Source organism: Flagellimonas marinaquae, from assembly GCF_023716465.1.
Lineage (GTDB): Bacteria > Bacteroidota > Bacteroidia > Flavobacteriales > Flavobacteriaceae > Flagellimonas > Flagellimonas alginolytica.
Genome location: NZ_CP092415.1, coordinates 795,342 through 820,945 on the forward strand (window position 1 = coordinate 795,342; position 25,604 = coordinate 820,945).

Sequence of the window (25,604 nt, forward strand, 5' to 3'; positions counted from 1 at the left end):
TTCTTTTATAGCACTTCAGGCGCCAATGAAACAATCTTCATGAATTGTCTGTCCCTCAATTCTCTTGCGACAGGACCAAATACACGAGTTCCTCTCATCTCCCCAGTTGGGTTCAACAATACACATGCGTTATCGTCGAAACGGATGTAAGAACCGTCAGGCCTTCTCACTTCTTTCTTGGTTCTAACAACAACTGCTGTAGAAACAGAACCTTTTTTTACAGTACCGTTTGGAGTAGCCTCTTTTACGGTAACAACAATTTTGTCACCCAAAGAAGCATATCTTCTTTTTGTTCCTCCTAGTACGCGGATGGTCAAAACTTCTTTTGCACCGGTATTGTCCGCAACTCTTAATCTTGATTCTTGCTGTACCATAATTATTTAGCTCTTTCTAGGATTTCTACCAACCTCCAGCATTTTGTTTTGCTCAATGGTCGTGTTTCCATTATTTTAACGGTATCACCTTCGTTGCAATCGTTCTTCTCGTCGTGCGCAACATATTTTTTGGTCTTCAGAACGAACTTCCCGTACATGGGGTGCTTCACTCTTTTTACCTCAGAAACCACTATCGATTTCTCCATTTTGTTGCTGGTAACAACGCCTATTCTTTCTTTTCTTAAATTTCTGTTTTCCATAAGGCAGAACCGATTATTGTAATTCCCTTTTAGTTAATTCAGTTGCAAGTCTTGCTACCGTCCTTCTAGTCTTCCTGATCTGTAAAGGATTTTCCAAAGGCGTAACGGCATGGGCCATCTTAAGATCGGCGTGTTGTTTTTTGAACTCGGCCAATCTCTCCTTTAGCTCTTCAATTGAAAGTTCTTTTATTTCTGATTGTCTCATCTTTCTTCTCAATTAAAAATTAGGCGGAATAATCCCTTGCTACAACAAACTTGGTCTTCACCGGAAGTTTCTGTGCCGCAAGCCTTAAGGCTTCCTGGGCAATCTCCTTTGGTACACCGGCAACCTCGAACATGATTCTACCCGGCTTTACCACGGCTACCCAATATTCCGGAGCACCTTTACCTTTACCCATACGAACCTCAAGAGGTTTTTTGGTGATGGGCTTGTCCGGGAATATTTTGATCCACAACTGACCTTGTCTCTTCATGTATCTTGTCGCAGCGATACGCGCAGCCTCTATCTGACGGGAAGTAATGAAGTGTGAATCCATGGACTTGATACCGAACATTCCATTGGAAAGTTGGTGTCCTCTCTGGGAGTTACCCTTCATACGCCCTTTCTGGGCCTTACGAAATTTTGTTCTTTTTGGCTGTAACATTTTACCTTACTTTATCTTAATTACTTTCTACGACGGGATTTCTTGTTATCCTTGCCGCCTTTTCCTTGACTTTTGCTCAATCCTACAAGTGGTGAAAGCTCTCTTTTTCCATACACCTCTCCTTTCATGATCCAAACTTTGATACCCAATCTACCATAAGTAGTATGAGCTTCGTGCAAAGCGTAGTCCACATCTGCACGGAAAGTAGACAATGGAATTCTTCCTTCTTTGTAGGACTCGGAACGTGCCATTTCTGCACCGTTCAATCGTCCGGAAATCTGAATCTTGATACCTTCGGCATTCATACGCATTGCTGCGGCGATCGCCATTTTAATGGCTCTCCTGTATGAAATTCTGCTCTCGATCTGTCTTGCAACACTGGCAGCGACCAAATTTGCATCAAGCTCAGGTCTCTTTATTTCGTGTATATTGATCTGAACTTCCTTATTCGTGATCTTCTTAAGCTCTTCCTTAAGTTTATCTACCTCTTGACCTCCTTTACCGATTATGATACCAGGTCTGGACGTGGTAATGGTAATCGTGATCAATTTTAAGGTTCTCTCAATTATAATCCTTGATACACTGGCTTTGGCCAAACGCGCATAAAGGTATTTTCTGATCTTGTCGTCTTCAGCCAGTTTATCGCCATAATCATTTCCTCCGTACCAGTTGGATTCCCATCCTCTGATAATTCCTAAGCGATTTCCTATTGGATTGGTCTTCTGTCCCATATTATTCTTCTAGCTTTGAACGTTGTTATTGGCCTCCAAGATCATGGTTACATGATTGGAACGCTTTCTAATTCTATGTGCCCTACCTTGCGGAGCTGGTCTCAATCGCTTCAACATGGTTCCCCCATCTACACGGATCTCTTTAATATAAAGATCCGCAGCTTCGATATCGGCACCTTCATTTTTAGCTTCCCAGTTTGCAATCGCAGAAAGTAAAAGCTTTTCCAATTTTCTGGATGCCTCTTTAGGGTTAAACCTTAAGGTTGCCAAGGCCATCTCAATTTGCTTACCTCTTACCAAGTCAGCGACCAAACGCATTTTTCTTGGAGAAGTTGGGCAATTGTTAAGCTTTGCAATAGCAAGTTGCTTTTTTTCTTCTTTTAACCTTTCGGCCATTTGTCTTTTACGAACTCCCATAGCTTACTTACTTTTTACCTTTGTTTTTAGCCCCTGCATGACCTCTAAATGATCTTGTAGGTGAAAATTCCCCTAATTTGTGACCCACCATGTTCTCGGTTACAAATACAGGAACAAATTGTCTCCCATTGTGTACCGCGATGGTCTGCCCAACAAAGTCCGGCGTTATCATAGAGGCCCTAGACCACGTTTTGATAACTGATTTCTTACCTGATTCTATATTGGCCTGGACTTTTTTCTCCAGACTAAAATGAACGTATGGTCCTTTTTTTAACGAACGTGCCATTTACTTTTCTTTTATTTCTTTCTACGTTCTATGATATATCTATTGGTGTCCTTGGTCTTGGAACGAGTTCTAAATCCTTTTGCAGGAATACCGTTCTTAGATCTTGGATGACCTCCTGAAGCTCTACCTTCACCACCTCCCATTGGGTGATCCACAGGGTTCATAGCTACTGGTCTGGTTCTTGGTCTTCTACCCAACCATCTGCTTCTACCAGCTTTACCGGAGACAAGCAATTGGTGGTCGGAGTTGGAAACTGCACCGATGGTAGCCAAACAAGTAGCCAACACCATTCTAGTTTCCCCCGAAGGCAATTTAAGGGTTACAAACTTACCGTCTTTTGCCATCAACTGAGCAAATGTACCTGCGCTACGAGCCATAATAGCTCCTTGACCAGGCCTTAACTCTATACAAGAGACAATAGTACCCAAAGGAACCTCACTCAAAGGAAGTGCATTTCCTATTTCAGGTGCAGATCCAGTACCAGACTGGATTTTTTGCCCAACCTGCATACCATTTTGCGCCACTACATACCTTTTCTCTCCATCCTTGTATTCTACCAAGGCGATAAACGCAGTTCTATTGGGATCATATTGTATAGACACCACAGTGGCCTCTACACCTTGCTTATCCCTTTTGAAATCGATGATTCGATATCTTCTCTTATGACCACCACCTCTGTGACGCATGGTCATTTTTCCTTGACTGTTCCTACCACCTGACTTTTTTAACGGAGCAAGCAAGCTTTTCTCCGGCTTATCAGTAGTAATCGCGTCAAATCCGTTTACTACTCTAAAACGCTGCCCAGGGGTTATCGGTTTTAATTTTCTAACTGACATTTCTCGTCTTTATAGATTACTGTAAAAATCAATAATATCGCCTTCAGCCACATCAACAATTGCCTTTTTCCTAACATTTGTCTTACCGTGCTGAATTCCGGTTTTTGTATAACGACTCTTACGCGTTGGACCATAAATCATGGTTCTTACCTTTTCAACAGAAACACCATAAGTAGCTTCTACAGCTTCCTTGATCTCCAACTTATTGGCTTTCGGATCAACATAGAAACCATAGCGATTGAAAAGCTCGCTGTCAGCGGTCATTTTCTCCGTAATTATCGGTTTTATCAACACACTCATGATTCTCTTATTTCTTTAGGTTCGATTCAATTCCTTCCAAAGCGCTTTCGGTCAACACCAAACTAGTTGCATTAACTATTTTGTAAGTGTTTAATTCTGAGCCTGTTACGACTTCAGAGCGCTCCAAATTACGCGACGACAAATATACGTTATTATTTGTATCGCCCAACACTATAAGGGACTTTTTCTTTTCTATCCCCAAGGAAGACAAGAAATTAACGAAGTCCTTGGTCTTTGGAGCTTCAAAACTGAAGTCCTCCACAACCACCAAGGATTGCTCTTTAGACTTCATGCTCAAGGCCGATTTTCTGGCCAATCGCTTCATGTTCTTGTTCAACTTTTGGGTATAATCCTTTGGTCTTGGACCAAAAATCCTACCACCACCCCTAAAAACAGGTGATTTGATACTGCCCGCCCTTGCGGTACCGGTACCTTTTTGTTTTTTGATCTTTCTGGTACTACCAGCGATTTCGGCTCTCTCCTTGGCTTTGTGCGTTCCTTGCCTTTGATGGGCCAAGTACTGCTTAACATCCAAATAAATAGCGTGCTCGTTAGGCTCTATCGCGAAAACATCGTCAGAAAGCTCTACCTTTCTACCTGTTTCTTTTCCGTTGATATCTAATACTGCAACCTTCATTACTTCTCAATTGTTACGTAAGCATTCTTATGACCTGGAACACATCCTTTGACAACCAAAAGATTTTTCTCAGGAACCACTTTCAATACTCTCAAGTTTTGAACTGTCACTCTTTCACCACCCATTCTACCGGCCATACGAAGACCTTTAACAACTTTAGAAGGGTAAGATGCCGCACCGATGGAACCTGGAGCCCTCAATCTATTGTGCTGACCGTGTGTCGCTTGTCCAACTCCACCAAAACCATGACGTTTTACAACACCTTGGAATCCTTTTCCTTTGGATGTACCGATTACATCCACAAATTCACCTTCCACAAATAGATCGACACCTACAGTATCACCTAATTTGTATTCACCTTCAAATCCTTGGAACTCAACGACTTTTTTCTTAGGAGAAGTACCTGCTTTCTTGTAGTGACCTGTTTCGGCCTTGTTAGCACGTTTTTCTGCCTTGTCATCGAAACCTAATTGAAGGGCTTTGTACCCGTCCACCTCTTCGGTTCTGACTTGGGTAACCACGCATGGCCCAGCTTCTAGCACGGTACATGGAATATTTTTTCCATTCTCGTCGAAAATGCTGGTCATACCGATTTTTCTACCTATTAACCCAGACATATTTAATTAATTAATAATTACTTACTTATTTAAAATCTCGCCAATTATTTGGCAAAAAAATTGGGTCAAGAAAAACATTCTGTTCTGACCCAGATTTTTTTCTTTCTCCGTTTTTCCCGAACCGTCGTTCGGGACATGTCGTTTCTGCTCGAGGCAGAAACATTATCAGACTTTGATCTCAACCTCGACACCACTTGGAAGCTCGAGCTTCATAAGTGCATCGATGGTTTTTGATGAAGAGCTATATATATCCAATAGTCTTTTGTATGAACTTAATTGGAACTGCTCTCTCGATTTTTTATTTACGTGAGGGGAACGCAAAACTGTAAATATTTTCTTGCGTGTTGGCAATGGAATTGGTCCAGTCACCACAGCCCCTGTTGTTTTTACTGTCTTCACGATCTTTTCAGCAGATTTGTCCACCAAATTGTGATCGTAAGATTTCAATTTTATTCTAATTTTTTGACTCATCTTGCTGAAAAATTAAGCGGTTACTCCTTTAGCAGCTTTTACAACTTCCTCTGCAATATTGGAAGGGGTATCGGCATAGTGTGAAAATTCCATTGTTGATGTCGCTCTACCAGAGGACAATGTTCTCAAAGAAGTTACATACCCGAACATTTCGGATAGTGGCACTTCAGCTTTGATAACCTTGGCACCGGCCCTGTCGGACATGTTGTTCACTTGACCCCTTCTACGGTTCAAGTCCCCAACAATATCACCCATATTCTCTTCTGGTGTCAACACCTCCAATTTCATGATTGGCTCCATTATTACCGCTTTTGCTTTCTTAGCAGCCTCCTTATAACCCAATTTGGCAGCCAATTCAAAAGAAAGCTGATCAGAATCCACCGGGTGGAACGAACCATCTTTCAGGGTAATTTTCATAGAATCCATTTCGAAACCGGCCAAAGGACCATTTTTCATAGCCTCTTTGAATCCTTTTTCAACCGATGGCACAAATTCCTTAGGAATGTTACCACCTTTAATTTCGTTCACAAACTCAAGTCCAGATTTTCCTTCCTCGGCAGGTTCCATAGTAAATACGATATCCGCAAATTTACCACGACCACCTGTTTGTTTCTTATATGTTTCCCTATGATCGGCAGTTCCAGTAATAGCCTCTTTGTACTCTACTTGAGGTTGACCCTGGTTCACATCCACCTTGAACTCACGTTTAAGACGGTCGCAAATAATATCCAAGTGAAGCTCGCCCATTCCAGAAATAATGGTCTGACCTGAAGCCTCATCTGTTTTTACCTGGAATGTTGGATCTTCTTCGGCCAATTTAGCCAAAGCCATACCCAATTTATCAACATCAGCCTTTGTTTTTGGCTCCACCGCGATACCGATTACGGGATCAGGGAAATCCATACTCTCCAATACTATCGGAGCATTCTCGGCCGACATGGTATCTCCTGTCTTAATATCTTTGAAACCAACAGCTGCACCAATGTCCCCTGCTTCGATATAATCGATCGAGTTTTGTTTATTGGAGTGCATTTGGTAAATACGGGAAATACGCTCTTTTTTACCTGAACGGTTGTTCAATATATAAGAACCTGCATCCAAACGACCTGAATACGCTCTAAAGAATGCCAAACGACCAACAAAAGGATCGGTAGCAATTTTAAATGCAAGCGCAGCAAAAGGCTCTTTTGGATCCGGCTTTCTTGTAACTTCTTTACCTGTATCCGGATTTACACCAACGATATCATCCTTGTCCAATGGCGATGGCAAGTAACGACAAACAGCATCCAACAAGAACTGAACACCTTTGTTTTTAAACGAAGAACCACAAACCATAGGAATGATAGCCCTATCCATTACAGCGGCACGCAATGCAGCATGCACTTCCTCCTCTGTAATAGAATCCTCATCTTCGAAGAATTTCTCCATCAACTCCTCATCATACTCCGCAACAGCCTCAATAAGGGCAGCTCTATACTCTCTTACCTCTTCCTGCATTTCTGCTGGAATATCAACTACATCAAAGGTAGAACCGAAGTTATCCTCGTGCCAAACAACAGCTCTGTTCTTGGCCAAATCCACGATACCTTTAAAATCCGCTTCCTCGCCAATTGGCAATACAATTGGTACAGCATTCGAACCCAACATTTCTCGAACCTGCTTGCACACATTCAAAAAGTTGGAACCTTGACGGTCCATTTTGTTTACGAATCCAATACGGGGCACTTTGTAATTATCAGCCAATCTCCAGTTGGTTTCCGACTGAGGCTCAACACCATCAACAGCACTGAACAAGAAAACCAAACCATCCAACACACGCAAAGAACGGTTCACCTCGACGGTAAAGTCCACGTGTCCGGGAGTATCTATAATATTAAAGTGATAATCTTTTGTATCTGGCAAAGTCTGTGCATTCTCCATTGGAAACTTCCAAGTACAAGTCGTAGCTGCAGAAGTAATGGTAATACCCCGCTCCTGCTCTTGCTCCATCCAGTCCATGGTAGCTGCACCATCGTGCACCTCTCCGATTTTGTGACTCACACCTGTATAGAAAAGAATACGCTCTGTAGTCGTCGTCTTACCTGCGTCAATGTGTGCCGCAATACCTATGTTCCTTGTATATTTTAAATCTCTTCCCATTGTATTGATTAGAATCTAAAGTGCGAGAATGCTTTATTGGCCTCGGCCATTTTGTGTGTATCTACTCTCTTTTTCACTGCAGCACCTTCTTCTTTGGCCGCTGCCAAAATCTCGGCCGCTAATTTTTGGGCCATAGATTTTTCATTACGTTTTCTAGAAAAACTGATCAACCACTTCATGGCAGTTGAGATTTTTCTATCTGGACGAATTTGCATTGGAATCTGAAATGTAGCACCACCCACTCTTCTACTTCTAACCTCAACGTGCGGCATTACGTTGGAAAGAGCATCTTTCCAAAGCTCCAACCCTGTTTTTTCCTCGTCCGTATTCTTTTCATCGACTATCTCAATGGCATCATAAAATATTTTAAATGCAATTGATTTCTTACCATCCCACATCATCATGTTAACAAAACGCGTAACAAGTTGATCGTTAAATTTTGGATCTGGTAATAACGGTCTCTTTTTTGCCTGCTTTTTTCTCATCGCTTCTTCTTAAAAATGATTAATTTTTAGGGCGCTTTGCACCATACTTAGATCGTCGCTGAGTTCTACCTGCAACACCTGCAGTATCCAGCGCACCCCTAACGATATGATAACGCACACCAGGCAAATCCTTTACTCTCCCACCTCTAACCAATACTATCGAGTGCTCCTGGAGGTTGTGGCCTTCTCCGGGGATGTATGCGTTGACCTCTTTACCGTTAGTCAACCTCACCCTTGCAACTTTACGCATTGCAGAGTTAGGTTTTTTTGGTGTAGTAGTGTAAACACGCGTACAAACCCCTCTTCTTTGAGGACACGAATCCAAAGCAGCCGATTTACTCTTCTTGGTAATTGTGGCCCTTCCTTTTCGTACTAATTGTGAAATTGTTGGCATTAAATTTCTTTTAAAACTAAATAACCCTCTTTTTGAGGGCTGCAAATGTAATGATAATTCCCAATAATTCAAATCCATACCGATTTAATTTTCATCTTAACAGAAAAAAGTTGTGTACCCATTAAACCAATAGAGTCAACATGGAACCACAACAGCAAAATATCACTACCAAACAAAGTGTTTTCATTTGTTTTTTTACCACTCATATATATTAAGGTATACGATAAATTTCAAATCTGTTTATGTTAACATTTCTATAACATATTTCGTTAACATTATTTTTGATTTTACTTCAATCCAATCAAAATACAGTTGATTTAAATATACCGTCCCTTTTTTATGTTAAATCATGTTTATTATGCATTATATAATCATTTTACTTAATTTTTATACATCTATTAATCATACTCAATGATTTTATTGTTATCTAAATTAAATCCATATTCTTAAATATTTTATAAAATTATTTTGGATTATTAACATGAAATTAAGATTTTAGCGATCAGCTAATTCAAATAATTTAACAATGAGAACAAAACTTAATGGATTGTTAACGCTATTATTGGCGTTTGTTGTGCATATATCCTATGCGCAGGACAAGACGATTACAGGTACGGTTACGGATGGCGATGGCCTCCCGCTGCCTGGGGTCAACATTGTCGTTGAAGGGACCTCCACGGGTACCCAAACGGATTTTGATGGGAACTATGCCATCAGCGCAAGTGAAGGCCAAACACTTCTCTTTACCTACATTGGCCAGAGACCCGCAACCAGAACTGTTGGCGCATCCAGCGTAATAAACGTTCAGATGGAGGCGGACACTCAAGCGCTCGAGGAAGTTATTGTTACCGCACAAGGTATCAAGAAAGAAAAGCAGGCTCTAGGTTATGCGGTTTCCGAAGTAGGAAACGAGCAATTGGAGCAGCGTGCCGAGGGTGATGTCGGACGTATTCTGACAGGTAAGGCCTCCGGGGTAAACATTACTTCCCAAAGTGGTCTTTCAGGATCTGGTACAAGTATTATTATTCGTGGTTTAAGCACATTTAGTGGAAGTAACCAGCCATTGTTCATTGTTGATGGTGTACCTTTCGATAGCGGAACCAACAGTGTTGGGTCGATTGATGGGAACTCCGGTGACGACTTTATAGATGGCAACAACGGCTCCAGCCGTTTCTTGGATTTGGACCCGAACAATATTGAAAGTGTAAACGTACTTAAAGGTCTTGCTGCAGCAACATTATATGGTACGGCAGGGCGTAATGGGGTAATCTTGATTACCACTAAAAACGGTGCTGCTGGAACTGCGGCCAAGAAAAATGAGATTACCGTTTCCAGCTCTATTTTCTTCAACGAGATTGCTTCGTTGCCCGATTACCAAGATCAGTACGGTAACGGATTCGACCAAAACTTTGGATGGTTCTTTAGTAACTGGGGGCCAAGTTTTGATAGAGGTGGAATCGCTGGATGGGGAGCTCAATCCTCAATTGATGACAATGGAACATTGGCTCACCCTTATTCAACTTCTACATCTGCAATCCAAGCAGCGTTTCCAGAATTTCAAGGCGCCCGTTACGATTGGAAACCTTATGATAGCGTTGAAAAATTCTTTAGAACCGGGGTAGTTCAAACTAACTCTGTAAACGTTCGTGGAGCTTCGACCGACGGAAAAGTATCCTACAACGCTAACTTTGGGCATCTGGACGATCAAGGTTTTACCCCTGGCAACCAATTGAAAAGATATACCATAGGAATGGGGGGCAGAGCAGAACTATCAAACAAATTTACCATCTCAGGAACATTGAACTATGCCAAAACGGATTTTGAGACACCTCCTGTTGCTGCAAGTACAGGTAACAGTGTATTCGGTACAGGTTCTTCCATATTCGCAAACTTGTTCTACACTCCCCGAAGTGTAGATATCCAAGGATTGCCTTTCGAGAACCCAATTAATGGATCCAGCGTTTACTATCGTCAAAATAATAGTATACAACACCCATTGTGGACAGTAAAGAATACAAAAAACCAACAGGTTACCAATCGTATTTTCGGTAATGCTGCAATGTCGTACAATATTAACGACAACTTGAATTTAACTTATAGATTCGGGCTAGATGCATACAGTGAAAACAATACCAACTATCAAAACAAAGGTGGTGTTGGTGGTAGTGTCGCTACACAAAGTGGAATACTGCAAACTTGGAACAACACCAATACCATTAACGACCACAACCTTATACTAACTGGCCAATATGAACTATCTGAAAAAGTAGGATTCAGCTTTAATGCAGGTGCCACAACAAGGAGAGAAGTTTTTGACCAGAACGGTGTAGCTAGTTCCGGCCAACAGGTATTTGGCGTTCTTAGACACTTCAACTTTGCACTTCAAGATGAGATTCAGTTCTTCCAAGAGAGGAATATTGCAGGCGCATATGGCCAGTTGGATTTCGATTATGACAGAATGGTGTACTTAACCTTGGCAGGAAGGAACGATTGGGTATCCAACCTAGCAAGAGAAAATCGTTCTATATTCTATCCATCCGCGAGTGTTTCTGTGATTCCTACCAAAATATTCCCAGGGTTACAAACACCAGGAGGAGTTAATTACCTTAAACTTAGAGCTGGTTACGGAACTTCGGCAAACTTCCCGACAGGATATCCAGTGGCGTCCACGCTAAACCTGAACACCCAGTCATTCCAAGATGGATCTGGTGTTGATGTAGTGGGCAACACAAGTGCCAATCTTTTGGGTAATCCAAATTTGAAGCCCGAGCTTTTATCTGAGATCGAAGTAGGTATGGAATCAAGGTTCTTTAACAGCCGTTTAACGCTGGATGTATCTTACTACAGTAGAACAACCGAAGATTTGATCATCGATAGACCACTTGATCCATCTACAGGTTATACTTCCACACAAACAAACATTGGTGAGATCAAATCCGATGGTTGGGAAATTGACTTGGGAGCGGATATCTTCCGTAACGATGGCGATGGGTTCAACTGGAACATCAATGCCAACTGGACAACTTACGACTCCGAAGTTACCGACCTTGGTCTTGATACCGATATTGTTGTATATGCCGGGTTCAGTAACCTGGGTAATGCAGCCATCGTAGGAGAACAATTAGGTGTAATCGTTGGTAGTAGGATCGGCAGGACCGAAAGCGGAGAGTTTTTGGTAAATTCTGCTGGTGATTATGTAGTTGAGGAAGGTACTTTTGTAATTGGCAATCCAAACCCGGACTGGCAATTTAACGTAGCAAACACATTGAGATTTAAAAATTTCTCTTTGAATTTCTTGGTAAACTACACCCACGGCGGGGACATATACAGTCGTACTGTTTCTACCCTTTTGGGTAGAGGTCTGACCACGGATACAGAAGATCGTTTGAACACGTTCATCCTTCCAGGTGCTTTAGCGGACGGCACTCCTAACACAAGACAGATCAACAACTCAACATTCTACTTCAACAACGTTCTATTTGGACCGGATGAATTAGGTATTTACGATGCTTCGACCATCAGACTTCAGGAGTTGGGATTAACTTATGCCCTACCAAGTAAATTTTTGGACAAAACTCCTTTCGGAAGCTTGAGCTTCACGGTATCAGGACAGAACCTATGGTATAAAGCCATCAACATGCCCGATGGAACAAACTTTGATCCAAACGTTGCGGGTGTAGGTGTTGGTAACGGTGCTGGTTTTGATTACCTAAATGGACCTAGTTCTAGAAGATACGGTTTGAGCGTTAAAGCATCATTTTAATTAGAAAAAAATTGAATCATGAAAAAAATAACAAAATACTTTGGTTTTGCTCTAATGACCGCCACATTGCTCTTCTCGTGTGAGACAGTAGAATTGGACATTAGTGAAAACCCTAATCAACTCACCCCGAGTCAGGCGAATCCTGATTTCTATTTGAACGCCCTTCAAGAAACTTTTGCTCGTGTAGTGGAGGAACTTGGCGAGAATGGTGCAGAGGTGACAAGAATAGAGAATATGAATGGTAGAAATTACCAGAACAACTATTCTCCATCATCTTTCGATACGGCTTGGGAAAGAGCGTATCAAGAGGTAATAAAGAACATTCGCGACATGAATGTTCTGGCCGAAGAAGCTGAATTGACCTACCATATTGGAATGGGCCAATTCATAGAGGCTTACACAATTACCCTTTTGGTGGATTATTTTGGAGATGTACCTTATACAGAGGCCATCGCAGCTCCAGAGATCCTTAATCCACAAGTTGATGGCGGAGCAGATATTTATGCAGCTGCATTGGCCTTGGTAGACCAAGCCATTTCTAGCTTCAATGCGACACCATCTGCATTGCCTCAATACGATTTCTTTTATGACGGGGATGCCAGCCAATGGATCAAGGCCTGTAACACTTTAAAATTAAGGTTACACCTAAATCTAGGCAACACAGCTGCATTCAACTCAATAATCAGTAGTGGAAATTACATTCAAAGTACAGAAGACGACCTACAATTCCAGTGGGGCGCCAACCAGGTACAACCAGATACAAGGCATCCAAACTATTCGCAAAACTACTCCAACGAAGGTGGTGGCGACTATGCTTCTATTTGGTTGATGGATATGATGGATACAACAGGTGACCCTAGGATCAGATATTACTTCTATCGTCAGAGCGAAACTGTACCTGGTGCTCCAGGTGTAGCCCCTAACGAAGAAACCTTGGCATGTTCCCTTACCAGTGCACCTGCACATTATGTAAATGGAGGATACCCATACTGTTCTTTGCCTAATGGCTACTGGGGAAGAAATCACGGTAACGATGAAGGTATTCCACCAGATGGTCTTTTAAGGACTTCTCCCGGTGTTTACCCACAAGCAGGTAAGTATGATGACAGTACGTTCTCTGAAATTTCATTAGTTACAGGTGGACAAGGGGCAGGTGTAACACCAATGCTTTTGGCCTCTACGGTTGACTTTTGGAGAGCTGAGTTGGCCATGGCAACAAGCCCAGAGGCAGCAAGACCGTTTATGATTTCCGGTATCGAAAAATCTATCGCCAAGGTTCAAACCTTTGGTAGCTTAGACCCAGATGCCGACCTTTCTGTTGGCCCAACCGCACTCGAGATCAACGACTTTGTTTTGAACAGAGGAGCTGCTTTCGATGAAGCAGAGGGAACCGACAAATGGAACGTATTGGCGGAACAATTCTTTACTGCATTAAAAGGAAACGGCCATGATGCCTATAACTTTTATAGAAGAACAGGATTCCCTGATAACCTTGAGCCAAACATAGAGCCAGATCCAGGAGCATTCATCCGATCTTTCTTCTATCCTGCAAATGCTGCTAGTAACAATCAGTTTATAGTACAGAAATCAGGTGTTGCGAGCCAAGTATTCTGGGATACAAACCCTGCATCTCCAGCATTTCCACCTGCTAACTAAAAAAAATAACGATGAAAAAAATCAGTTTATATCTAATTTGTATTTCCCTACTCGCGCTCAATTTCTCTTGTGATACCGACGAAAAAGTAGTGGATCAGGTTTTGGAAACCTACACCTCCGGAGCCGTATTAAGAACCCTGGAAACAGTTCCAGATGACGAAGATGAAGCGTTTGATATGTTCAGGACGGAAAACTCTTTTTCTGTTACGGTTGAAGAACAAGACGAAACCGAAGGCGAACTTATCGACCGTGTTGACCTTACCGTTGACTATGTGGACAACAATAAGGACGACAACGATGTCAGTGTATCCGGTGTTGCCTATAGCACTATTCCGGCATCTGCTTTTACAGTAGGTGACAGAGGATTGCCAAGCACCAGCTTTTCATTCACCATGGAAGAGGCTTTGACCACTTTGAACATTCCATTGACCGAAGTTCTACCTGGAGATAGAATCATTATGAATCTTGAACTATTCTTCACCGATGGTAGGTCTTTTAAAGCCAGTGATGCTGCCGTTACGGTAACAGGAGGCTCGTTCTTTAGCTCACCTTTCTTGTATTCCCTATTGATCGATGATGGTATTGCTTTCGATTATGAAGTAACCACAAGCGACGAAATAGATTTATCCGAAGGTGGAGTAATCGAGGATTATGAAGCATCTATAAGTATTAAAGACGGAACCGAAGAAGTTAGTTTATTGGAAACATTGAACATTTACAGGACTTTCAGGGACTTGACCATTGGTGACGACAATGTGAATCTTTCAGAAGAAGAGGAGCTTTTTGAAACTTACACCATTGCAGACCTCGATTTAGCAGATAGTGTTAGAACTCTGGACATTTCTTATACCATCGAAGAACTTTTAGGTGAAGACTTGGAACTATCCGACCTTTCTGTTGGAGACGACTTTAAATTAAGGTATGAAATAATTACAATGGATGGCAGAATTGTTACCACCGATGAGAATGATACCGAGTACTTCTTCAGTATATCGACTTCTGAGTGCGTTCAGTTGAATGCCGACGCCCCTTATCCAGGAGAATATACAATTAACATGAAAGACGATTGGGGTGATGGCTGGAACGGTGGCTTCCTGACCGTCACTTTGGACGGCGAGGAAGTTCCAGGGTCTCCCTTCAGGGTCGAAACAGGCACTGATGCATCCGGAACATTTACAGTTCCAGATGGTGCTACATCCTTAACTCTAGTTTATACAAGTGGTGAATATGATAGTGAAAATACCTTCGAAATCATCGATCCAAATGGAAAACGAGCCGCCAGTGAAGGACCATTTGAAAATAGTCTAGAAATTTACACCCTAGAAATTGAACTAAAAGTTTGTGAATAATTTTTTTTGAATATAGTTCCTAATTACTTCAAAGGTCACCCTTACAGGTGGCCTTTGTTCCTTTAATACCTTTCCCCTACTAATTTAAGATTACTTCAACCCAATAAACCCTTTAAAAACGAAAAGCACATAATTACACAATCATAAATCATTATATGGGAAAACTATTAATAAAAATAAGTTATAATCCCAAATTATCTTATTTTAGAATTCCACATAAATCAAAGAACGAACTGATATCGAATGACATACTAAACCCTAATTAATGAAATATTCAATTTTTACCGTATTTATCGCATTAACTTTTAACGGATTTGCACAACTGTCCTCCGCTCCCACCACTGAACAGGGAATGTTCGACGCAGCAAGAGGAGGAAGTCCCCAATTGAACCTGGTAATGATGGAGCTAAGAAACAAGAAAAGTTCCTTTAATGAAAACTCCAATATTTTGGGCTCTCCGTACTACACCAAAAACTTTGTCCGAAGCAAAGTTTTTTATGATGGTGAATTTACAGGCGAATTTATGGTTCGCTACAATGCGTTCAACAACGAGTTCGAAATAAAGGAAAGTGCCCAAGAGGACAAACCGTTAAAATCTTTTTTACCGGACAAAAAAATAGAAGTGCTCTATGGTAGCAAAATGATGAAGTTCTCCACCTTTATCAACAGGAAAAAAGAAACTAAAAACGGCTACTTGGCAACCATTTGGGAAGGTGAAAAATACAAGCTCTACCACAAACTATCCGTAAAGTTCACCGAAGGAAGATCAGCCGTAAATTCCATGGTACAAAGTACACCGAGCAGATTTACCCATTTTTCAGAATATTATTTTCAAAAGAAAGGGGTAAACCGAATCGATGAGGTCGATACCCGAAAAGGAAAATTTTTGAAACTATTTACACCGGATCAAAGAAAAACAATAAACGAAATCTTAAAAACCGAAAAAACCGATTTAAACGACGAGAACGACTTAAAACTGTTTTTTCAAAAAATAGACGCCTTATGAAACCTATAGCACTTATTCTTTTTTTAAGCACAACCTGTCTTGCTTTTGGGCAGGTTTTGGACACTAACGATGCATCGGTTCGTGCCGCACTTGGCAACCCGCAAGTAGAAGGAAGCCCATTGGCCAATTATTTTCAGAGAAGAACTCCTGCAATGGACCAGCTAATGCGGGATGTAAAAAACAATGGTACAACACAGTCTTTCTATATAGGTGCCCAAGAAGGTTCCGCTTACGAAAACGAAAAGTTCACCAATGGAAAAGTTTACAGTAAAGACGAACTTTTGGACGACGTTTATTTTAGGTACAATGCCTTTTCCGATGAATTGGAAGTAAAAAAGACCCAGTTGGAAGAAGAAGACTATCAGGCACTTATAAAAAGTAACGATATCTATATCATCTCCAATAGCGGCAAAAAGTATATCTACAACCAATTCTTCGATAAAAAAGGAGAGGTACAAAATGGCTATCTTATTCTTTTATCTGCCGGAGAAAAGGCATCTTTGTACAAACAATACGATGTTAAGTTTTTTGAAGGCAAAGAAGCTGAAAATTCCATGGTAAACCCTATACCCAGTAGATTTACACCATTTATTGGATATTATGTGCAAATGGAAGGATCGGATAAAATTGTAAAACTACCCACTAAAAAGAACAAACTTTTTAAGTTTTTAGAGGATAACATTGCAGGATTTGATGCAAAAAGCTTCAGAAAAAAAGACATCGATTTAGATACGGACCAAGGTCTTTTGATACTTTTTAACAATCTTTATTAAATCTGATCGATCACTATTGAAATCTGACCACACCATTTACGGCATACGGGCGATCCAAGAAGCGATTCATTCCGGAACCCCAATAAACAAAGTTTATCTACAAAAAGGATTACAGGGTGATCTTTTTACACAATTGGAGGAGGACATAAGAAGAAGCAAAATAAGTCATTCTTATGTCCCTCTTCAAAAATTGGACAAATTGGCACATGGCAATCACCAGGGAGCCGTGGCCAAAATTTCCCAAATAGCATTCCAAGATTTTGAATCTGTTGCAGAAGCCGTAATGGCAACCGAAAAATTACCGCTCTTCCTATTATTGGATCAAGTAACCGATGTACGCAATTTTGGAGCAATAATCCGTACTGCAGAATGTACCGGTGTTCATGCGATCATAGTACCTACCTCCGGGTCCGCCCCTCTGAACGAGAATGCGATTAAAACATCTGCCGGGGCAGCTTTTAACATTCCCATTGCCAAAGTAGATCACTTAAAGGACGCTATTTTTTACCTACAGTCCTCGGGGGTTGTTGTCACCGGAGCCACGGAAAAAGCGGAACATGAGATCTATAGTTTGGATTTTAACCAACCTACGGCCATAATTATGGGCTCAGAGGAAAAAGGTATCTCCCCTTCCACTCTCAACATATTGGACCATAGGGCAAAACTACCTTTAATGGGCAAAATTGGCTCACTAAATGTGTCTGTTGCCTGTGGCGTTTTCCTTTACGAAGTAGTAAGGCAGCGAAATACGTAAGCATCAATCCTTATCGGACTCTTTGTAGTGGTATTTGATTTCCACTTTTTGGACAGGTTCATCTTCCTCAGATGATGCTATAAAATTGCCGTTTTCATCAAAATGTTGTAGAAATGGGTCGTCCTTCTCGTTGTAATCGTCCTTTTCCCAATCGTACTTTCGAACTTCGGGAACAGGCACTCTGGTAAAAAAGGCAAAGAGCAATCCAGTTACAAAACCTGCCAAGTGCCCTTCCCACGAAATACCATCCTTTACCGGGAAAATATACCAGATCATACTGCCATAGATAAAAACAACCACTAAAGAAAGTGCAACCAAACGATAATTTTTGGCCAAAATGCCCTTAAAAAAGATAAAACTGGCCAATAAATAAATCACCCCGCTTGCACCAATATGGTACGATGGTCTAGCAATCGCCCACGTGAGAATACCCGAGACCAGCGTCCCCAAAAGCAATACCCGTAGTGCGGCACTATTATAAAAATAAAACAAGAAAGCCGTTAAGACCGCCAACGGGATGGTATTGTTGTACAAATGCGTAATGGACCCATGGATAAAAGGACTGAACACTACACCCTTTAACCCGGATAGCCTACGGGGGTATACCCCATACTCGTTAAGGTTGATGCCGAATTTGACCTCGACCCAAAAAACCACCCAAATGGCCAGAACGGCAAACAAGGGTACAAAAACCACCGAATTTGAAAATTTAAATGTATCCGCACTCATATTACCACAAAATCAAACATCCCGCCACAATCCTAAAATTATACAAATTGTCAGGCATACCATAAAATCCATTGATGAAAGACCATCAAAAATATTTTATTTTTACGCCATGAACGAACCTTTGGCAGAACGCATACGTCCTAAAACGTTAGAAGATTATATAAGTCAACAGCATTTGGTGGGCAAGCAAGGAGCATTGACCAACCAGATAAAAAACGGCGTTATTCCTTCTTTGATTTTTTGGGGACCTCCCGGAACGGGAAAAACCACCTTGGCCAATATTATTGCAACAGAAAGCCAAAGGCCATTTTACACATTGAGCGCTATCAGTAGCGGCGTTAAGGATGTTAGGGAAGTTATAGACAAAGCCAAACAGAGCGGTGGACTTTTTACGTCCAAAAATCCGATTCTTTTTATTGATGAAATCCATCGGTTTAGCAAATCGCAACAAGATTCGTTGCTTGGAGCGGTTGAAAAAGGTTGGGTCACTTTGATTGGTGCGACCACGGAAAACCCAAGCTTTGAAGTAATTCCTGCACTTTTATCACGGTGCCAGGTTTACGTATTGAACCCATTTGGCAAAGACGACCTTATCGCCTTGTTGGAACGTGCCATAAAAACTGATGCTCAACTTGCCAAAAAAGAAATAATCCTAAAGGAAACCGAAGCCCTCCTACGATTGTCGGGAGGTGATGGCAGAAAATTGCTGAACATTTTTGAATTGATCATAAATTCCGAAGCCAGCGACAAAATAGTCATCACGAACGAATTAGTGCAAAACAAAGTGCAAAAAAACACCGTGCTTTACGACAAGACCGGTGAACAGCATTACGATATAATTTCGGCATTTATTAAAAGTATTCGTGGGAGCGACCCAAATGCCGCCGTATATTGGTTGGCCCGAATGATCGAAGGTGGCGAGGACGTTAAATTTATTGCCCGTAGAATGGTAATTCTTGCATCGGAGGATATAGGAAACGCCAATCCGACCGCCTTGGTACTTGCCAATACCACGTTCCAGTCCGTTACAACCATTGGTTACCCAGAAGCGAGACTTATTTTAGGACAATGTGCGGTTTACTTGGCAAGTTCGGCCAAAAGTAATGCCAGCTATATGGCCATCAACGAAGCACAACAAACGGTTCGCAAAACCGGTGACCTATCGGTGCCCATGGCCATTCGCAATGCCCCGACCAAATTAATGAAAGACCTTGGCTATGGCAAGGGTTATGACTATGCCCATAACCACGAAAACAACTTTGTGGATTTTGAATTTCTACCAGATGAAATAAAAGGCACTACCTTTTATAAGCCTGGCAATAATCCCAGGGAAAATGCCATGAAGGATTTTTTAAAGAAAAGGTGGAAGAACAAATATGATTATTAAAACTTGATGTTCAATTCTTTTTGGATTTTCTCCCCATTATCCGAATACTCCAATATCCATTTATCATTTTTCTTAAAAACCAATGCGTTGTTTCCGCTATAACTTGTCATAAAAACATTGTCCATGGATGTTTCTTCCAGTTTTAGCACCACTTTAGGACTACTGTCCACTAGCTGATACCCATTTCCTATGGCCTGTGCATACAAAACACTAGATGGGTCCGGAAGTTCTGTTTTCTCCACTACTGCCCTGGTGATATTACTTGGCTTTGGCTCTATGGCCTTATAAACTTGCTCATCCATTGTGGATTTTTGCTCAACTACATACTTTGCCGGCTCTTCTTCTACGGTTTTAACATCGTCCTTAAAACTTATGGTTACCGGAGCTTCGTCCTGCACCTTCACTGTTGTTTTTGGAACATAGCTATAATTCATCCCAGAAAAGGAAACGAAGGCTTTTTGGATAGCATCCTTGTAGGATTCATTGAATTCTTTGATTCTACTCTTGCCCTCCATAGATCGGAATACTTCAACATTATTGCAATCTTTTAAGGTAATGTTCAATTTTGTTGCAAACAAGGAAGAGCTATCTTCGATATCGGCCACCAGACCTAAACATCTTTCATTTGCCAAGTCCGAAGGCAGAGCGTCATCATATACGGCATTGAAACCGTTTTGTTCAAAATAATATTTTACCAACGTACTGGTCTGGTACTTGTTTACTGTTTTGTAGGCTTCAAATTTCTTGGGAACAATAATATATTTATAGTTGTTCAGTTGAGCATTTACAGCTCCGCTCACCCCCATTGCAAATAGCAATATGTACAATACTTTTGTTTTCATATAGATGATATACTCAATTATCGTTCCAAGATATAATATTAAATCCGAACTGTAAAGAAGCATAGTGACTGTCGGCCAAATTGGAATAACTGAGTAGATTGTCCGCCAAGACATAAAAATTTACCGGCCCCATTTGAAGACTAGTGCCCAGTCCAACATTTGTATAGGAATATTTGTCCATCGTATATGTTGCTTTTAAGGTAATCGCCCTTCCGAGCCTTCTCTGGTAAAAACCCGTTAACGCCGGTTGAATACCTTTAGGTCTTTTGATCATGAACAATTGTCCGCCCAAGCTGTTCCTGTAATAATCCCGATTTATTCCTCCTCCGGGATTTACGGCACACCCACAATTATCGGACAGTGGGTTTCCCCCTTCTCCAAAATCGTAACGGATAGATCCGTACAGTTTTACAGGCCTCCATGAAATATATGCTTCCTGGTTTTCCCCATGTGGCAATGCTTCGTCTATCTCATCGATCAGGTCTTGCCATAAATCATTGTCCAGATTGTTTATATCATCCGGAAGAATGACCGAAATGCCATCGGTAACGGTACTTCCGCTAAAGGTATAGTTCCAAACATCTTTGGCGTTATAAATAAATCCTAAATCCAATATGCTGCCAGTGATGGTCGTCTGTTGATTTAGTTGGTGACTAAACCCAAAATCCAGTCCGAGACCAAGATTGCCCCCCAATAAAACACGTTTGGAAAACAACCGCTCAACATCTTTTCTTGTTGTTCCAGAATCTTCGTCCACAATATCATAAAACCCTTTTACACCGGCCGTTTGAAGCTGCATGTCTGTGTTAATGGCACTTTCAAAAATATTGTTGGTTCCTTGGATGGTTACAAACGACCCTGAATTTTTTATGGATTGAAACTGAAAAACACTCGAATAGAGCTTGCCCCTGATTCCCATGGTAAGATCGGAGTTCACTTTACTGTTGATACCAAAATGAAAAACATTGACCATTTCTCCTCGAACGTTTAAATCACCCAGATCAAAACTTCGGCCAATGTTGTTGCCTCCATTACCTTCAAAGGCCAATATAGCGAGATCTTTGGGCCAATAAGAGATAACATCCATTTCCCCGTACATTCCAAAGGAATAATAATCGTCCGGCCTGTTTTTTCCTCGAAAACCAATGGTAAACCCCTCTATCTGGCTTGTTGAACCAAAATCGTCCCTATTGCTCATTACATCAAGTAATCGCTCTTGGACCTTTGTAGTGAAATCAACACCGTCATTGGCAAAAAGATCGTTTACGGTTACCCCACTGCTAGCTCCCTGAACCGATATGCCCGATATTACCGGAACTCCTACATGCCATTTTTGTGAGGTCTTTACCCCTGGGTTTATCATTAAAGATTGGGGAATCTCATAAAAGTCGTACAATAACTGTTTGTTTTGGGCAAAAGTTGTTGCACAGCAAAAAACAACGGCTGAAAAAATCTTGCATACCATTCTCATAGCAGCTCAAATTCAAATTCCGCCCCAGAACGTAAAATAACCTTTGGATCCTCGTTGGAAGATACACTGCTACTATCACTTAAATTATTACCGGATATCCGTAAACCCGAAGTATTGATAAGAACATCCAAACTTTTTCCTCCCGGTCCGTAATACACATCTCTGGTTATTATATCTGTTGTATTGGCCGGGACGTTAAAAACTTCTGTGTCCAAAACCTGACCATCTTCACTTAAAAAATCGATGGTAACCCGTAGTTGTTTGCTTGTTGTATTTTCCAATTCGTAAAGAATTGTCCCTTCCAACAAACGTTCCGAGACGTACTCTTCATTAAAAGCATCAAAATTTACTTCCTGAAAATAAAACGAATTAAAAGGACCTGCTTGATTTATAGAAGCTTCGTCCGATTCCAGATAAAAAATACCTGTGGACAAAGTCGGGGTAAGACTTAAATCTTCGATCTGATCAAAGTTTTGTTCTTCGGTACAAGAAACCAAGGTGCACAGAAAAGCTGTTACCAAAGCAAGTAAATAGGGTAATTTTTTCATAGCCAAAAAATGGGGTATGCCACTTTTTAGATAACTCTATAATATGCTTTTTATTTCAATAAGATCGTTAATCATTCTACATTCACCGTGATTTGGATCATTATGAAAATTGTAGTGAAGCACTTGCATCCCCATGGCCTTTGCCCCCAAAATATCGGCTTCCAAGCTATCCCCAACCATAAGTGAATTTTCTGGTCTTACCTCGGCCAGGTCCAAAGCCAACTTAAAAATATGCGGATTCGGTTTTTTAACCCCTGCCATCTCCGAATCTATTACTTTCTCAAAAAAATGGTGTATGCTGCTCCCTTTCAACTTTTTGTTCTGCACTTCCTGAAACCCATTGGTAATAATGTGCAATCTGTATTTTGGAAATAAATATTCCAGAATGGGCAGCGTATTGGGCAATAGATGGGTAAACGATGACAAATGCGCAATATAATCGTGGGCCAGTGCATTGATCATATCATCGGAAATGGATATGTTCAGAACATCAAAAGTTTTTTTCAACCGTTGGTATCGCAACTCCGATTTACTGATGCCATTTTTACGATACAAGGCCCACATTTGTAGGTTGATGGGGGCATAAATTTCCAAAAACCCATTTAAATCCACTTCTACTTTATGATGGTCAAGAATTTTGGCAAATGTAAGGGCCGAATTCCTCTCAAAATCCCATAGTGTGTGATCTAGATCAAAAAAAATATCGGTTACTTTATATTCAAACATAATAGCGCTTTAACATGGCTTGATACAGTTCCATCCAATCCCATTGTTGTTTTCCGCCCAGTAGTTCGTTGGAAAACACAAGCACAAATTCTCCCTTGACCTGTTTTACCATTCGGTACAAATTGTCCATTTTTTCAAACACCTCTTCCTTTTTCTTGAACTTGAGCAAAGCATAATCGTGCATGGCGAAGGGGTGTATTTTAATGGGCTGCCTCACCTCGGTGTTTATATCGTAAAAATAAAAAGGGGTGCAAGTGCCCGCCCTAAAACCTATTTCGTGTGTATAGCCCATAGAAAAATCGTCTGTAAATTCTGTTTCTACCAAGTTACGGTATGTGGCCGGAACGTTGACTTTGTTATAGCGGAGCCTGGCATAGTTGATGGGCCTATTGATCAAATTGCCCAACTGCTTCTTTTCTTCTTTAAGCACATTCTTGTCCAACGAGGATACAAAAGAGGTACTAAGGGAGACTGCACTATAATCTGCTACGGATTTTATTAGGTAACGGAACTTGTTATTGTTTGTGGATATGTTCTTATCGTGGGCCGAATGCTTGGCGAATTGAAAAAAGAACATGGTCTCGATCGGAAACCTTTTGTGTATTTCCACCAGTTCCAAAAAATTATCGTAAGGATCTTTTTTGATGCCCAATACAACGGAAATACGCTCCCAAACATTTCTGAACTTGAAATTGCCCAAATCCAATAAGAGCCCTCCAATGGTTCTTGATGGCCCTCTAAGGGCGTAGGCATGGGAGGTGGTAACATTAATGATCGATGTAAACCGATACCCATTTTCCTTATTTTCCAATTCGGGAAAACGCTCTTTCAAAGCTTTGAACAGCTTATATGCCCATAGATCTACCACTGGCAGTTCTAAAAAATTGTTTTGATAAGCAATACTTTCCTTTACGGGAAATCTGCCCACACTATCCTTTACATGAGGCAAATACTCTTCATACCTACTCAATAGAAAAAAACTTGCGGAAAAAATATCGAAAGGTACCGTGCTTTTATCTCCCGCCGAGAAAAAACAAGGTATGTCGTCCCAATCGGCGACCTTTATATCCAGATCATTAATGCCCTGTTCGAACAAAAGGTCGTTGCTTCGAATAAAAAACTCATTTTGCAACGGTTGTTTGGAATAGGTCATCTTGGGGCCGTTATGCTTTATAAAGTCTTCCACCTTTGTGGTAAAACCTATCTCCACTCCCAAGATCCTTTCAAAAATCTGTTTGGCAGTATACGTTAATCGGTTGGTTACCTTATGGGTAAATATCAATAACATGGGCTATAATATTCCTTTGTCCGCAAAACTAAGATAGTCTTGTCTGGCCAATATCAAATGATCTAATATTTTAATGTCCAGAGATTCCGAAGCTATCTTCAACTTGTCGGTAAGTTGTTTGTCTGCCTCACTCGGCCTTAACGTACCCGATGGATGGTTGTGTGCCAAAATCAATCCGACGGCACCCAGTTCCAAAGCTAGTTTGAGCACCAACCTAACATCCACCAAAGTTCCGGTTATCCCTCCCTTGCTCAACTGGCATTTATGGAGCACCTTATTCGAATTATTCAGGTACACTATCCAAAACTCCTCGTGCGGCAACTCGCCGATCAAAGGGTAGAGCAGCTCGTATGCATCGTAGCTACTTTTAATTTTTGTAATCTTGGCGGTATCTTCCGTTCTCCTTCGTCGACCTACTTCCAAAGCCGCTGCAATGGAAACCGCCTTGGCTTCCCCAATACCTTTAAATCGCATTAATTGGTTTACGGAGAGCTTCCCAAGTTCGTTCAGGTTATGGTCGACCGAAGCCAATATCCGTTTGGCCAGCTCCACGGCGCTTTCCTCCCTACTGCCCGATCCAATCAAAATAGCGATCAATTCTGCATCGGACAATACTGAGCTTCCTTTTTGCACCAATTTTTCTCTGGGACGATCATCGTCCGCCCAATTTTTAATGGAAAAAGAAGCTAGTTTATCTTGCATGGCCTAAAGATAGAAGAAT

The 25,604-nt window shown here is 41.2% G+C and carries 29 protein-coding genes; 7 read left to right on the plus strand and 22 right to left on the minus strand.

Going from position 1 to position 25,604, the window contains the following annotated elements; all coding sequences use genetic code 11:
• Positions 1-5: 5 nt before the first annotated feature.
• From rplN to rpsL, 15 genes are all read right to left on the minus strand, one after another.
• Positions 6-374: a 50S ribosomal protein L14 gene (gene rplN / locus MJO53_RS03690; protein ID WP_014032002.1), complete on the minus strand. Its 369-nt coding sequence runs from the start codon at positions 372-374 to the stop codon at positions 6-8.
• A gap of 2 nt (positions 375-376) precedes the next feature.
• On the minus strand, positions 377-634 hold the full coding sequence (rpsQ, locus tag MJO53_RS03695) for a 30S ribosomal protein S17 (protein WP_014032003.1): 258 nt from the start codon (positions 632-634) through the stop codon (positions 377-379).
• A 13-nt stretch (positions 635-647) separates the two neighbouring features.
• Positions 648-839: a 50S ribosomal protein L29 gene (gene rpmC, locus MJO53_RS03700; RefSeq protein ID WP_014032004.1), complete on the minus strand. Its 192-nt coding sequence runs from the start codon at positions 837-839 to the stop codon at positions 648-650.
• Between the two features lie 19 nt (positions 840-858).
• Positions 859-1,278 carry a 50S ribosomal protein L16 gene (gene rplP / locus MJO53_RS03705; RefSeq protein ID WP_224837427.1) on the minus strand — a complete coding sequence of 140 codons (420 nt, stop codon included), beginning with the start codon at positions 1,276-1,278 and terminating at the stop codon, positions 859-861.
• Between the two features lie 20 nt (positions 1,279-1,298).
• Positions 1,299-2,009, minus strand: coding sequence for a 30S ribosomal protein S3 (rpsC, locus tag MJO53_RS03710; RefSeq protein WP_224837426.1), 711 nt, complete (start codon positions 2,007-2,009; stop codon positions 1,299-1,301).
• Between the two features lie 9 nt (positions 2,010-2,018).
• Complete coding sequence (rplV, locus tag MJO53_RS03715) at positions 2,019-2,426, minus strand: 50S ribosomal protein L22 (RefSeq protein ID WP_014032007.1); 408 nt, start codon at positions 2,424-2,426, stop codon at positions 2,019-2,021.
• 7 nt (positions 2,427-2,433) lie between these two features.
• The gene (rpsS, locus tag MJO53_RS03720; RefSeq protein WP_014032008.1) at positions 2,434-2,712 is read right to left on the minus strand and encodes a 30S ribosomal protein S19; all 279 of its coding nucleotides are present in this window, start codon (positions 2,710-2,712) and stop codon (positions 2,434-2,436) included.
• An 11-nt stretch (positions 2,713-2,723) separates the two neighbouring features.
• Positions 2,724-3,548: a 50S ribosomal protein L2 gene (gene rplB, locus MJO53_RS03725; RefSeq protein WP_224837425.1), complete on the minus strand. Its 825-nt coding sequence runs from the start codon at positions 3,546-3,548 to the stop codon at positions 2,724-2,726.
• 9 nt (positions 3,549-3,557) lie between these two features.
• On the minus strand, positions 3,558-3,848 hold the full coding sequence (rplW, locus tag MJO53_RS03730; RefSeq protein ID WP_224837424.1) for a 50S ribosomal protein L23: 291 nt from the start codon (positions 3,846-3,848) through the stop codon (positions 3,558-3,560).
• Between the two features lie 7 nt (positions 3,849-3,855).
• Entirely contained in the window at positions 3,856-4,485 is a 630-nt protein-coding gene (gene rplD, locus MJO53_RS03735) for a 50S ribosomal protein L4 (RefSeq protein WP_224837423.1), read from the minus strand.
• The gene (gene rplC / locus MJO53_RS03740; RefSeq protein ID WP_224837422.1) at positions 4,485-5,102 is read right to left on the minus strand and encodes a 50S ribosomal protein L3; all 618 of its coding nucleotides are present in this window, start codon (positions 5,100-5,102) and stop codon (positions 4,485-4,487) included. Before rplC ends, rplD begins: the two co-directional genes overlap by 1 nt.
• A 165-nt stretch (positions 5,103-5,267) precedes the next feature.
• A complete protein-coding gene (gene rpsJ, locus MJO53_RS03745; protein WP_014032013.1) occupies positions 5,268-5,573 on the minus strand; it encodes a 30S ribosomal protein S10 in 306 nt (101 codons plus the stop codon).
• Positions 5,574-5,585: 12 nt separating this feature from the next.
• On the minus strand, positions 5,586-7,712 hold the full coding sequence (gene fusA, locus MJO53_RS03750) for an elongation factor G (protein WP_224837421.1): 2,127 nt from the start codon (positions 7,710-7,712) through the stop codon (positions 5,586-5,588).
• An 8-nt stretch (positions 7,713-7,720) separates the two neighbouring features.
• Entirely contained in the window at positions 7,721-8,197 is a 477-nt protein-coding gene (gene rpsG, locus MJO53_RS03755) for a 30S ribosomal protein S7 (protein ID WP_108246806.1), read from the minus strand.
• Positions 8,198-8,216: 19 nt separating this feature from the next.
• Positions 8,217-8,591: a 30S ribosomal protein S12 gene (rpsL, locus tag MJO53_RS03760; RefSeq protein WP_014032016.1), complete on the minus strand. Its 375-nt coding sequence runs from the start codon at positions 8,589-8,591 to the stop codon at positions 8,217-8,219.
• Between the two features lie 526 nt (positions 8,592-9,117).
• Between rpsL and MJO53_RS03765 the strand changes: the two genes are divergently transcribed.
• From MJO53_RS03765 to rlmB, 6 genes are all read left to right on the plus strand, one after another.
• A complete protein-coding gene (locus tag MJO53_RS03765) occupies positions 9,118-12,354 on the plus strand; it encodes a SusC/RagA family TonB-linked outer membrane protein (RefSeq protein WP_252080530.1) in 3,237 nt (1,078 codons plus the stop codon).
• Between the two features lie 18 nt (positions 12,355-12,372).
• The gene (locus MJO53_RS03770; protein ID WP_252080531.1) at positions 12,373-14,010 is read left to right on the plus strand and encodes a SusD/RagB family nutrient-binding outer membrane lipoprotein; all 1,638 of its coding nucleotides are present in this window, start codon (positions 12,373-12,375) and stop codon (positions 14,008-14,010) included.
• An 11-nt stretch (positions 14,011-14,021) separates the two neighbouring features.
• On the plus strand, positions 14,022-15,359 hold the full coding sequence (locus MJO53_RS03775; protein WP_252080532.1) for a hypothetical protein: 1,338 nt from the start codon (positions 14,022-14,024) through the stop codon (positions 15,357-15,359).
• Between the two features lie 265 nt (positions 15,360-15,624).
• Positions 15,625-16,365, plus strand: a complete 741-nt coding sequence (locus MJO53_RS03780) for a hypothetical protein (protein WP_252080533.1) — start codon at positions 15,625-15,627, stop codon at positions 16,363-16,365.
• Positions 16,362-17,138, plus strand: a complete 777-nt coding sequence (locus tag MJO53_RS03785) for a hypothetical protein (protein WP_252080534.1) — start codon at positions 16,362-16,364, stop codon at positions 17,136-17,138. Before MJO53_RS03780 ends, MJO53_RS03785 begins: the two co-directional genes overlap by 4 nt.
• Positions 17,139-17,154: 16 nt before the next feature.
• Positions 17,155-17,892, plus strand: coding sequence for a 23S rRNA (guanosine(2251)-2'-O)-methyltransferase RlmB (gene rlmB, locus MJO53_RS03790; RefSeq protein ID WP_224837414.1), 738 nt, complete (start codon positions 17,155-17,157; stop codon positions 17,890-17,892).
• 3 nt (positions 17,893-17,895) lie between these two features.
• On the opposite strand, the gene MJO53_RS03795 is transcribed toward rlmB, so the two are convergent.
• The gene (locus MJO53_RS03795) at positions 17,896-18,621 is read right to left on the minus strand and encodes a rhomboid family intramembrane serine protease (protein ID WP_252080535.1); all 726 of its coding nucleotides are present in this window, start codon (positions 18,619-18,621) and stop codon (positions 17,896-17,898) included.
• 109 nt (positions 18,622-18,730) lie between these two features.
• On the opposite strand from MJO53_RS03795, the gene MJO53_RS03800 reads away from it, so the two are divergent.
• Complete coding sequence (locus MJO53_RS03800) at positions 18,731-20,008, plus strand: replication-associated recombination protein A (protein WP_224837412.1); 1,278 nt, start codon at positions 18,731-18,733, stop codon at positions 20,006-20,008.
• On the opposite strand, the gene MJO53_RS03805 is transcribed toward MJO53_RS03800, so the two are convergent.
• The 6 genes from MJO53_RS03805 to radC form a co-directional block, all read right to left on the minus strand.
• Positions 20,005-20,850, minus strand: a complete 846-nt coding sequence (locus tag MJO53_RS03805; protein WP_252080536.1) for a hypothetical protein — start codon at positions 20,848-20,850, stop codon at positions 20,005-20,007. The genes MJO53_RS03800 and MJO53_RS03805 overlap by 4 nt on opposite strands.
• A 13-nt stretch (positions 20,851-20,863) precedes the next feature.
• Positions 20,864-22,246: a DUF5723 family protein gene (locus tag MJO53_RS03810; protein ID WP_313791031.1), complete on the minus strand. Its 1,383-nt coding sequence runs from the start codon at positions 22,244-22,246 to the stop codon at positions 20,864-20,866.
• Positions 22,247-22,317: 71 nt separating this feature from the next.
• Entirely contained in the window at positions 22,318-22,869 is a 552-nt protein-coding gene (locus MJO53_RS03815) for a hypothetical protein (protein ID WP_252080537.1), read from the minus strand.
• 36 nt (positions 22,870-22,905) lie between these two features.
• Positions 22,906-23,595 carry a YjjG family noncanonical pyrimidine nucleotidase gene (locus MJO53_RS03820; protein WP_252080538.1) on the minus strand — a complete coding sequence of 230 codons (690 nt, stop codon included), beginning with the start codon at positions 23,593-23,595 and terminating at the stop codon, positions 22,906-22,908.
• Entirely contained in the window at positions 23,588-24,883 is a 1,296-nt protein-coding gene (locus tag MJO53_RS03825; RefSeq protein WP_224837407.1) for a polysaccharide deacetylase family protein, read from the minus strand. The genes MJO53_RS03820 and MJO53_RS03825 overlap by 8 nt, the downstream gene beginning before the upstream one ends.
• A gap of 3 nt (positions 24,884-24,886) precedes the next feature.
• Entirely contained in the window at positions 24,887-25,585 is a 699-nt protein-coding gene (gene radC, locus MJO53_RS03830; protein WP_224837406.1) for a RadC family protein, read from the minus strand.
• Positions 25,586-25,604: the final 19 nt, after the last annotated feature.

Bases quoted from the DNA above. Each gene is read 5' to 3' on its own strand.
- MJO53_RS03775 (WP_252080532.1), top strand. From the start codon at position 14,022: ATGAAAAAAATCAGTTTATATCTAATTTGTATTTCCCTACTCGCGCTC.
- rpsC (WP_224837426.1), bottom strand. From the start codon at position 2,009: ATGGGACAGAAGACCAATCCAATAGGAAATCGCTTAGGAATTATCAGA.
- rplC (WP_224837422.1), bottom strand. From the start codon at position 5,102: ATGTCTGGGTTAATAGGTAGAAAAATCGGTATGACCAGCATTTTCGAC.
- MJO53_RS03780 (WP_252080533.1), top strand. From the start codon at position 15,625: ATGAAATATTCAATTTTTACCGTATTTATCGCATTAACTTTTAACGGA.
- radC (WP_224837406.1), bottom strand. From the start codon at position 25,585: ATGCAAGATAAACTAGCTTCTTTTTCCATTAAAAATTGGGCGGACGAT.
- MJO53_RS03825 (WP_224837407.1), bottom strand. From the start codon at position 24,883: ATGTTATTGATATTTACCCATAAGGTAACCAACCGATTAACGTATACT.
- MJO53_RS03805 (WP_252080536.1), bottom strand. From the start codon at position 20,850: ATGAAAACAAAAGTATTGTACATATTGCTATTTGCAATGGGGGTGAGC.
- rplP (WP_224837427.1), bottom strand. From the start codon at position 1,278: ATGTTACAGCCAAAAAGAACAAAATTTCGTAAGGCCCAGAAAGGGCGT.
- rpsJ (WP_014032013.1), bottom strand. From the start codon at position 5,573: ATGAGTCAAAAAATTAGAATAAAATTGAAATCTTACGATCACAATTTG.
- rplN (WP_014032002.1), bottom strand. From the start codon at position 374: ATGGTACAGCAAGAATCAAGATTAAGAGTTGCGGACAATACCGGTGCA.
- rpsS (WP_014032008.1), bottom strand. From the start codon at position 2,712: ATGGCACGTTCGTTAAAAAAAGGACCATACGTTCATTTTAGTCTGGAG.
- MJO53_RS03795 (WP_252080535.1), bottom strand. From the start codon at position 18,621: ATGAGTGCGGATACATTTAAATTTTCAAATTCGGTGGTTTTTGTACCC.
- MJO53_RS03770 (WP_252080531.1), top strand. From the start codon at position 12,373: ATGAAAAAAATAACAAAATACTTTGGTTTTGCTCTAATGACCGCCACA.
- rplB (WP_224837425.1), bottom strand. From the start codon at position 3,548: ATGTCAGTTAGAAAATTAAAACCGATAACCCCTGGGCAGCGTTTTAGA.
- rplW (WP_224837424.1), bottom strand. From the start codon at position 3,848: ATGAGTGTGTTGATAAAACCGATAATTACGGAGAAAATGACCGCTGAC.
- MJO53_RS03820 (WP_252080538.1), bottom strand. From the start codon at position 23,595: ATGTTTGAATATAAAGTAACCGATATTTTTTTTGATCTAGATCACACA.
- MJO53_RS03815 (WP_252080537.1), bottom strand. From the start codon at position 22,869: ATGAAAAAATTACCCTATTTACTTGCTTTGGTAACAGCTTTTCTGTGC.
- rplD (WP_224837423.1), bottom strand. From the start codon at position 4,485: ATGAAGGTTGCAGTATTAGATATCAACGGAAAAGAAACAGGTAGAAAG.
- rpsG (WP_108246806.1), bottom strand. From the start codon at position 8,197: ATGAGAAAAAAGCAGGCAAAAAAGAGACCGTTATTACCAGATCCAAAA.
- MJO53_RS03765 (WP_252080530.1), top strand. From the start codon at position 9,118: ATGAGAACAAAACTTAATGGATTGTTAACGCTATTATTGGCGTTTGTT.
- fusA (WP_224837421.1), bottom strand. From the start codon at position 7,712: ATGGGAAGAGATTTAAAATATACAAGGAACATAGGTATTGCGGCACAC.
- MJO53_RS03785 (WP_252080534.1), top strand. From the start codon at position 16,362: ATGAAACCTATAGCACTTATTCTTTTTTTAAGCACAACCTGTCTTGCT.
- rplV (WP_014032007.1), bottom strand. From the start codon at position 2,426: ATGGGAGTTCGTAAAAGACAAATGGCCGAAAGGTTAAAAGAAGAAAAA.
- rpsQ (WP_014032003.1), bottom strand. From the start codon at position 634: ATGGAAAACAGAAATTTAAGAAAAGAAAGAATAGGCGTTGTTACCAGC.
- rpsL (WP_014032016.1), bottom strand. From the start codon at position 8,591: ATGCCAACAATTTCACAATTAGTACGAAAAGGAAGGGCCACAATTACC.
- MJO53_RS03800 (WP_224837412.1), top strand. From the start codon at position 18,731: ATGAACGAACCTTTGGCAGAACGCATACGTCCTAAAACGTTAGAAGAT.
- rpmC (WP_014032004.1), bottom strand. From the start codon at position 839: ATGAGACAATCAGAAATAAAAGAACTTTCAATTGAAGAGCTAAAGGAG.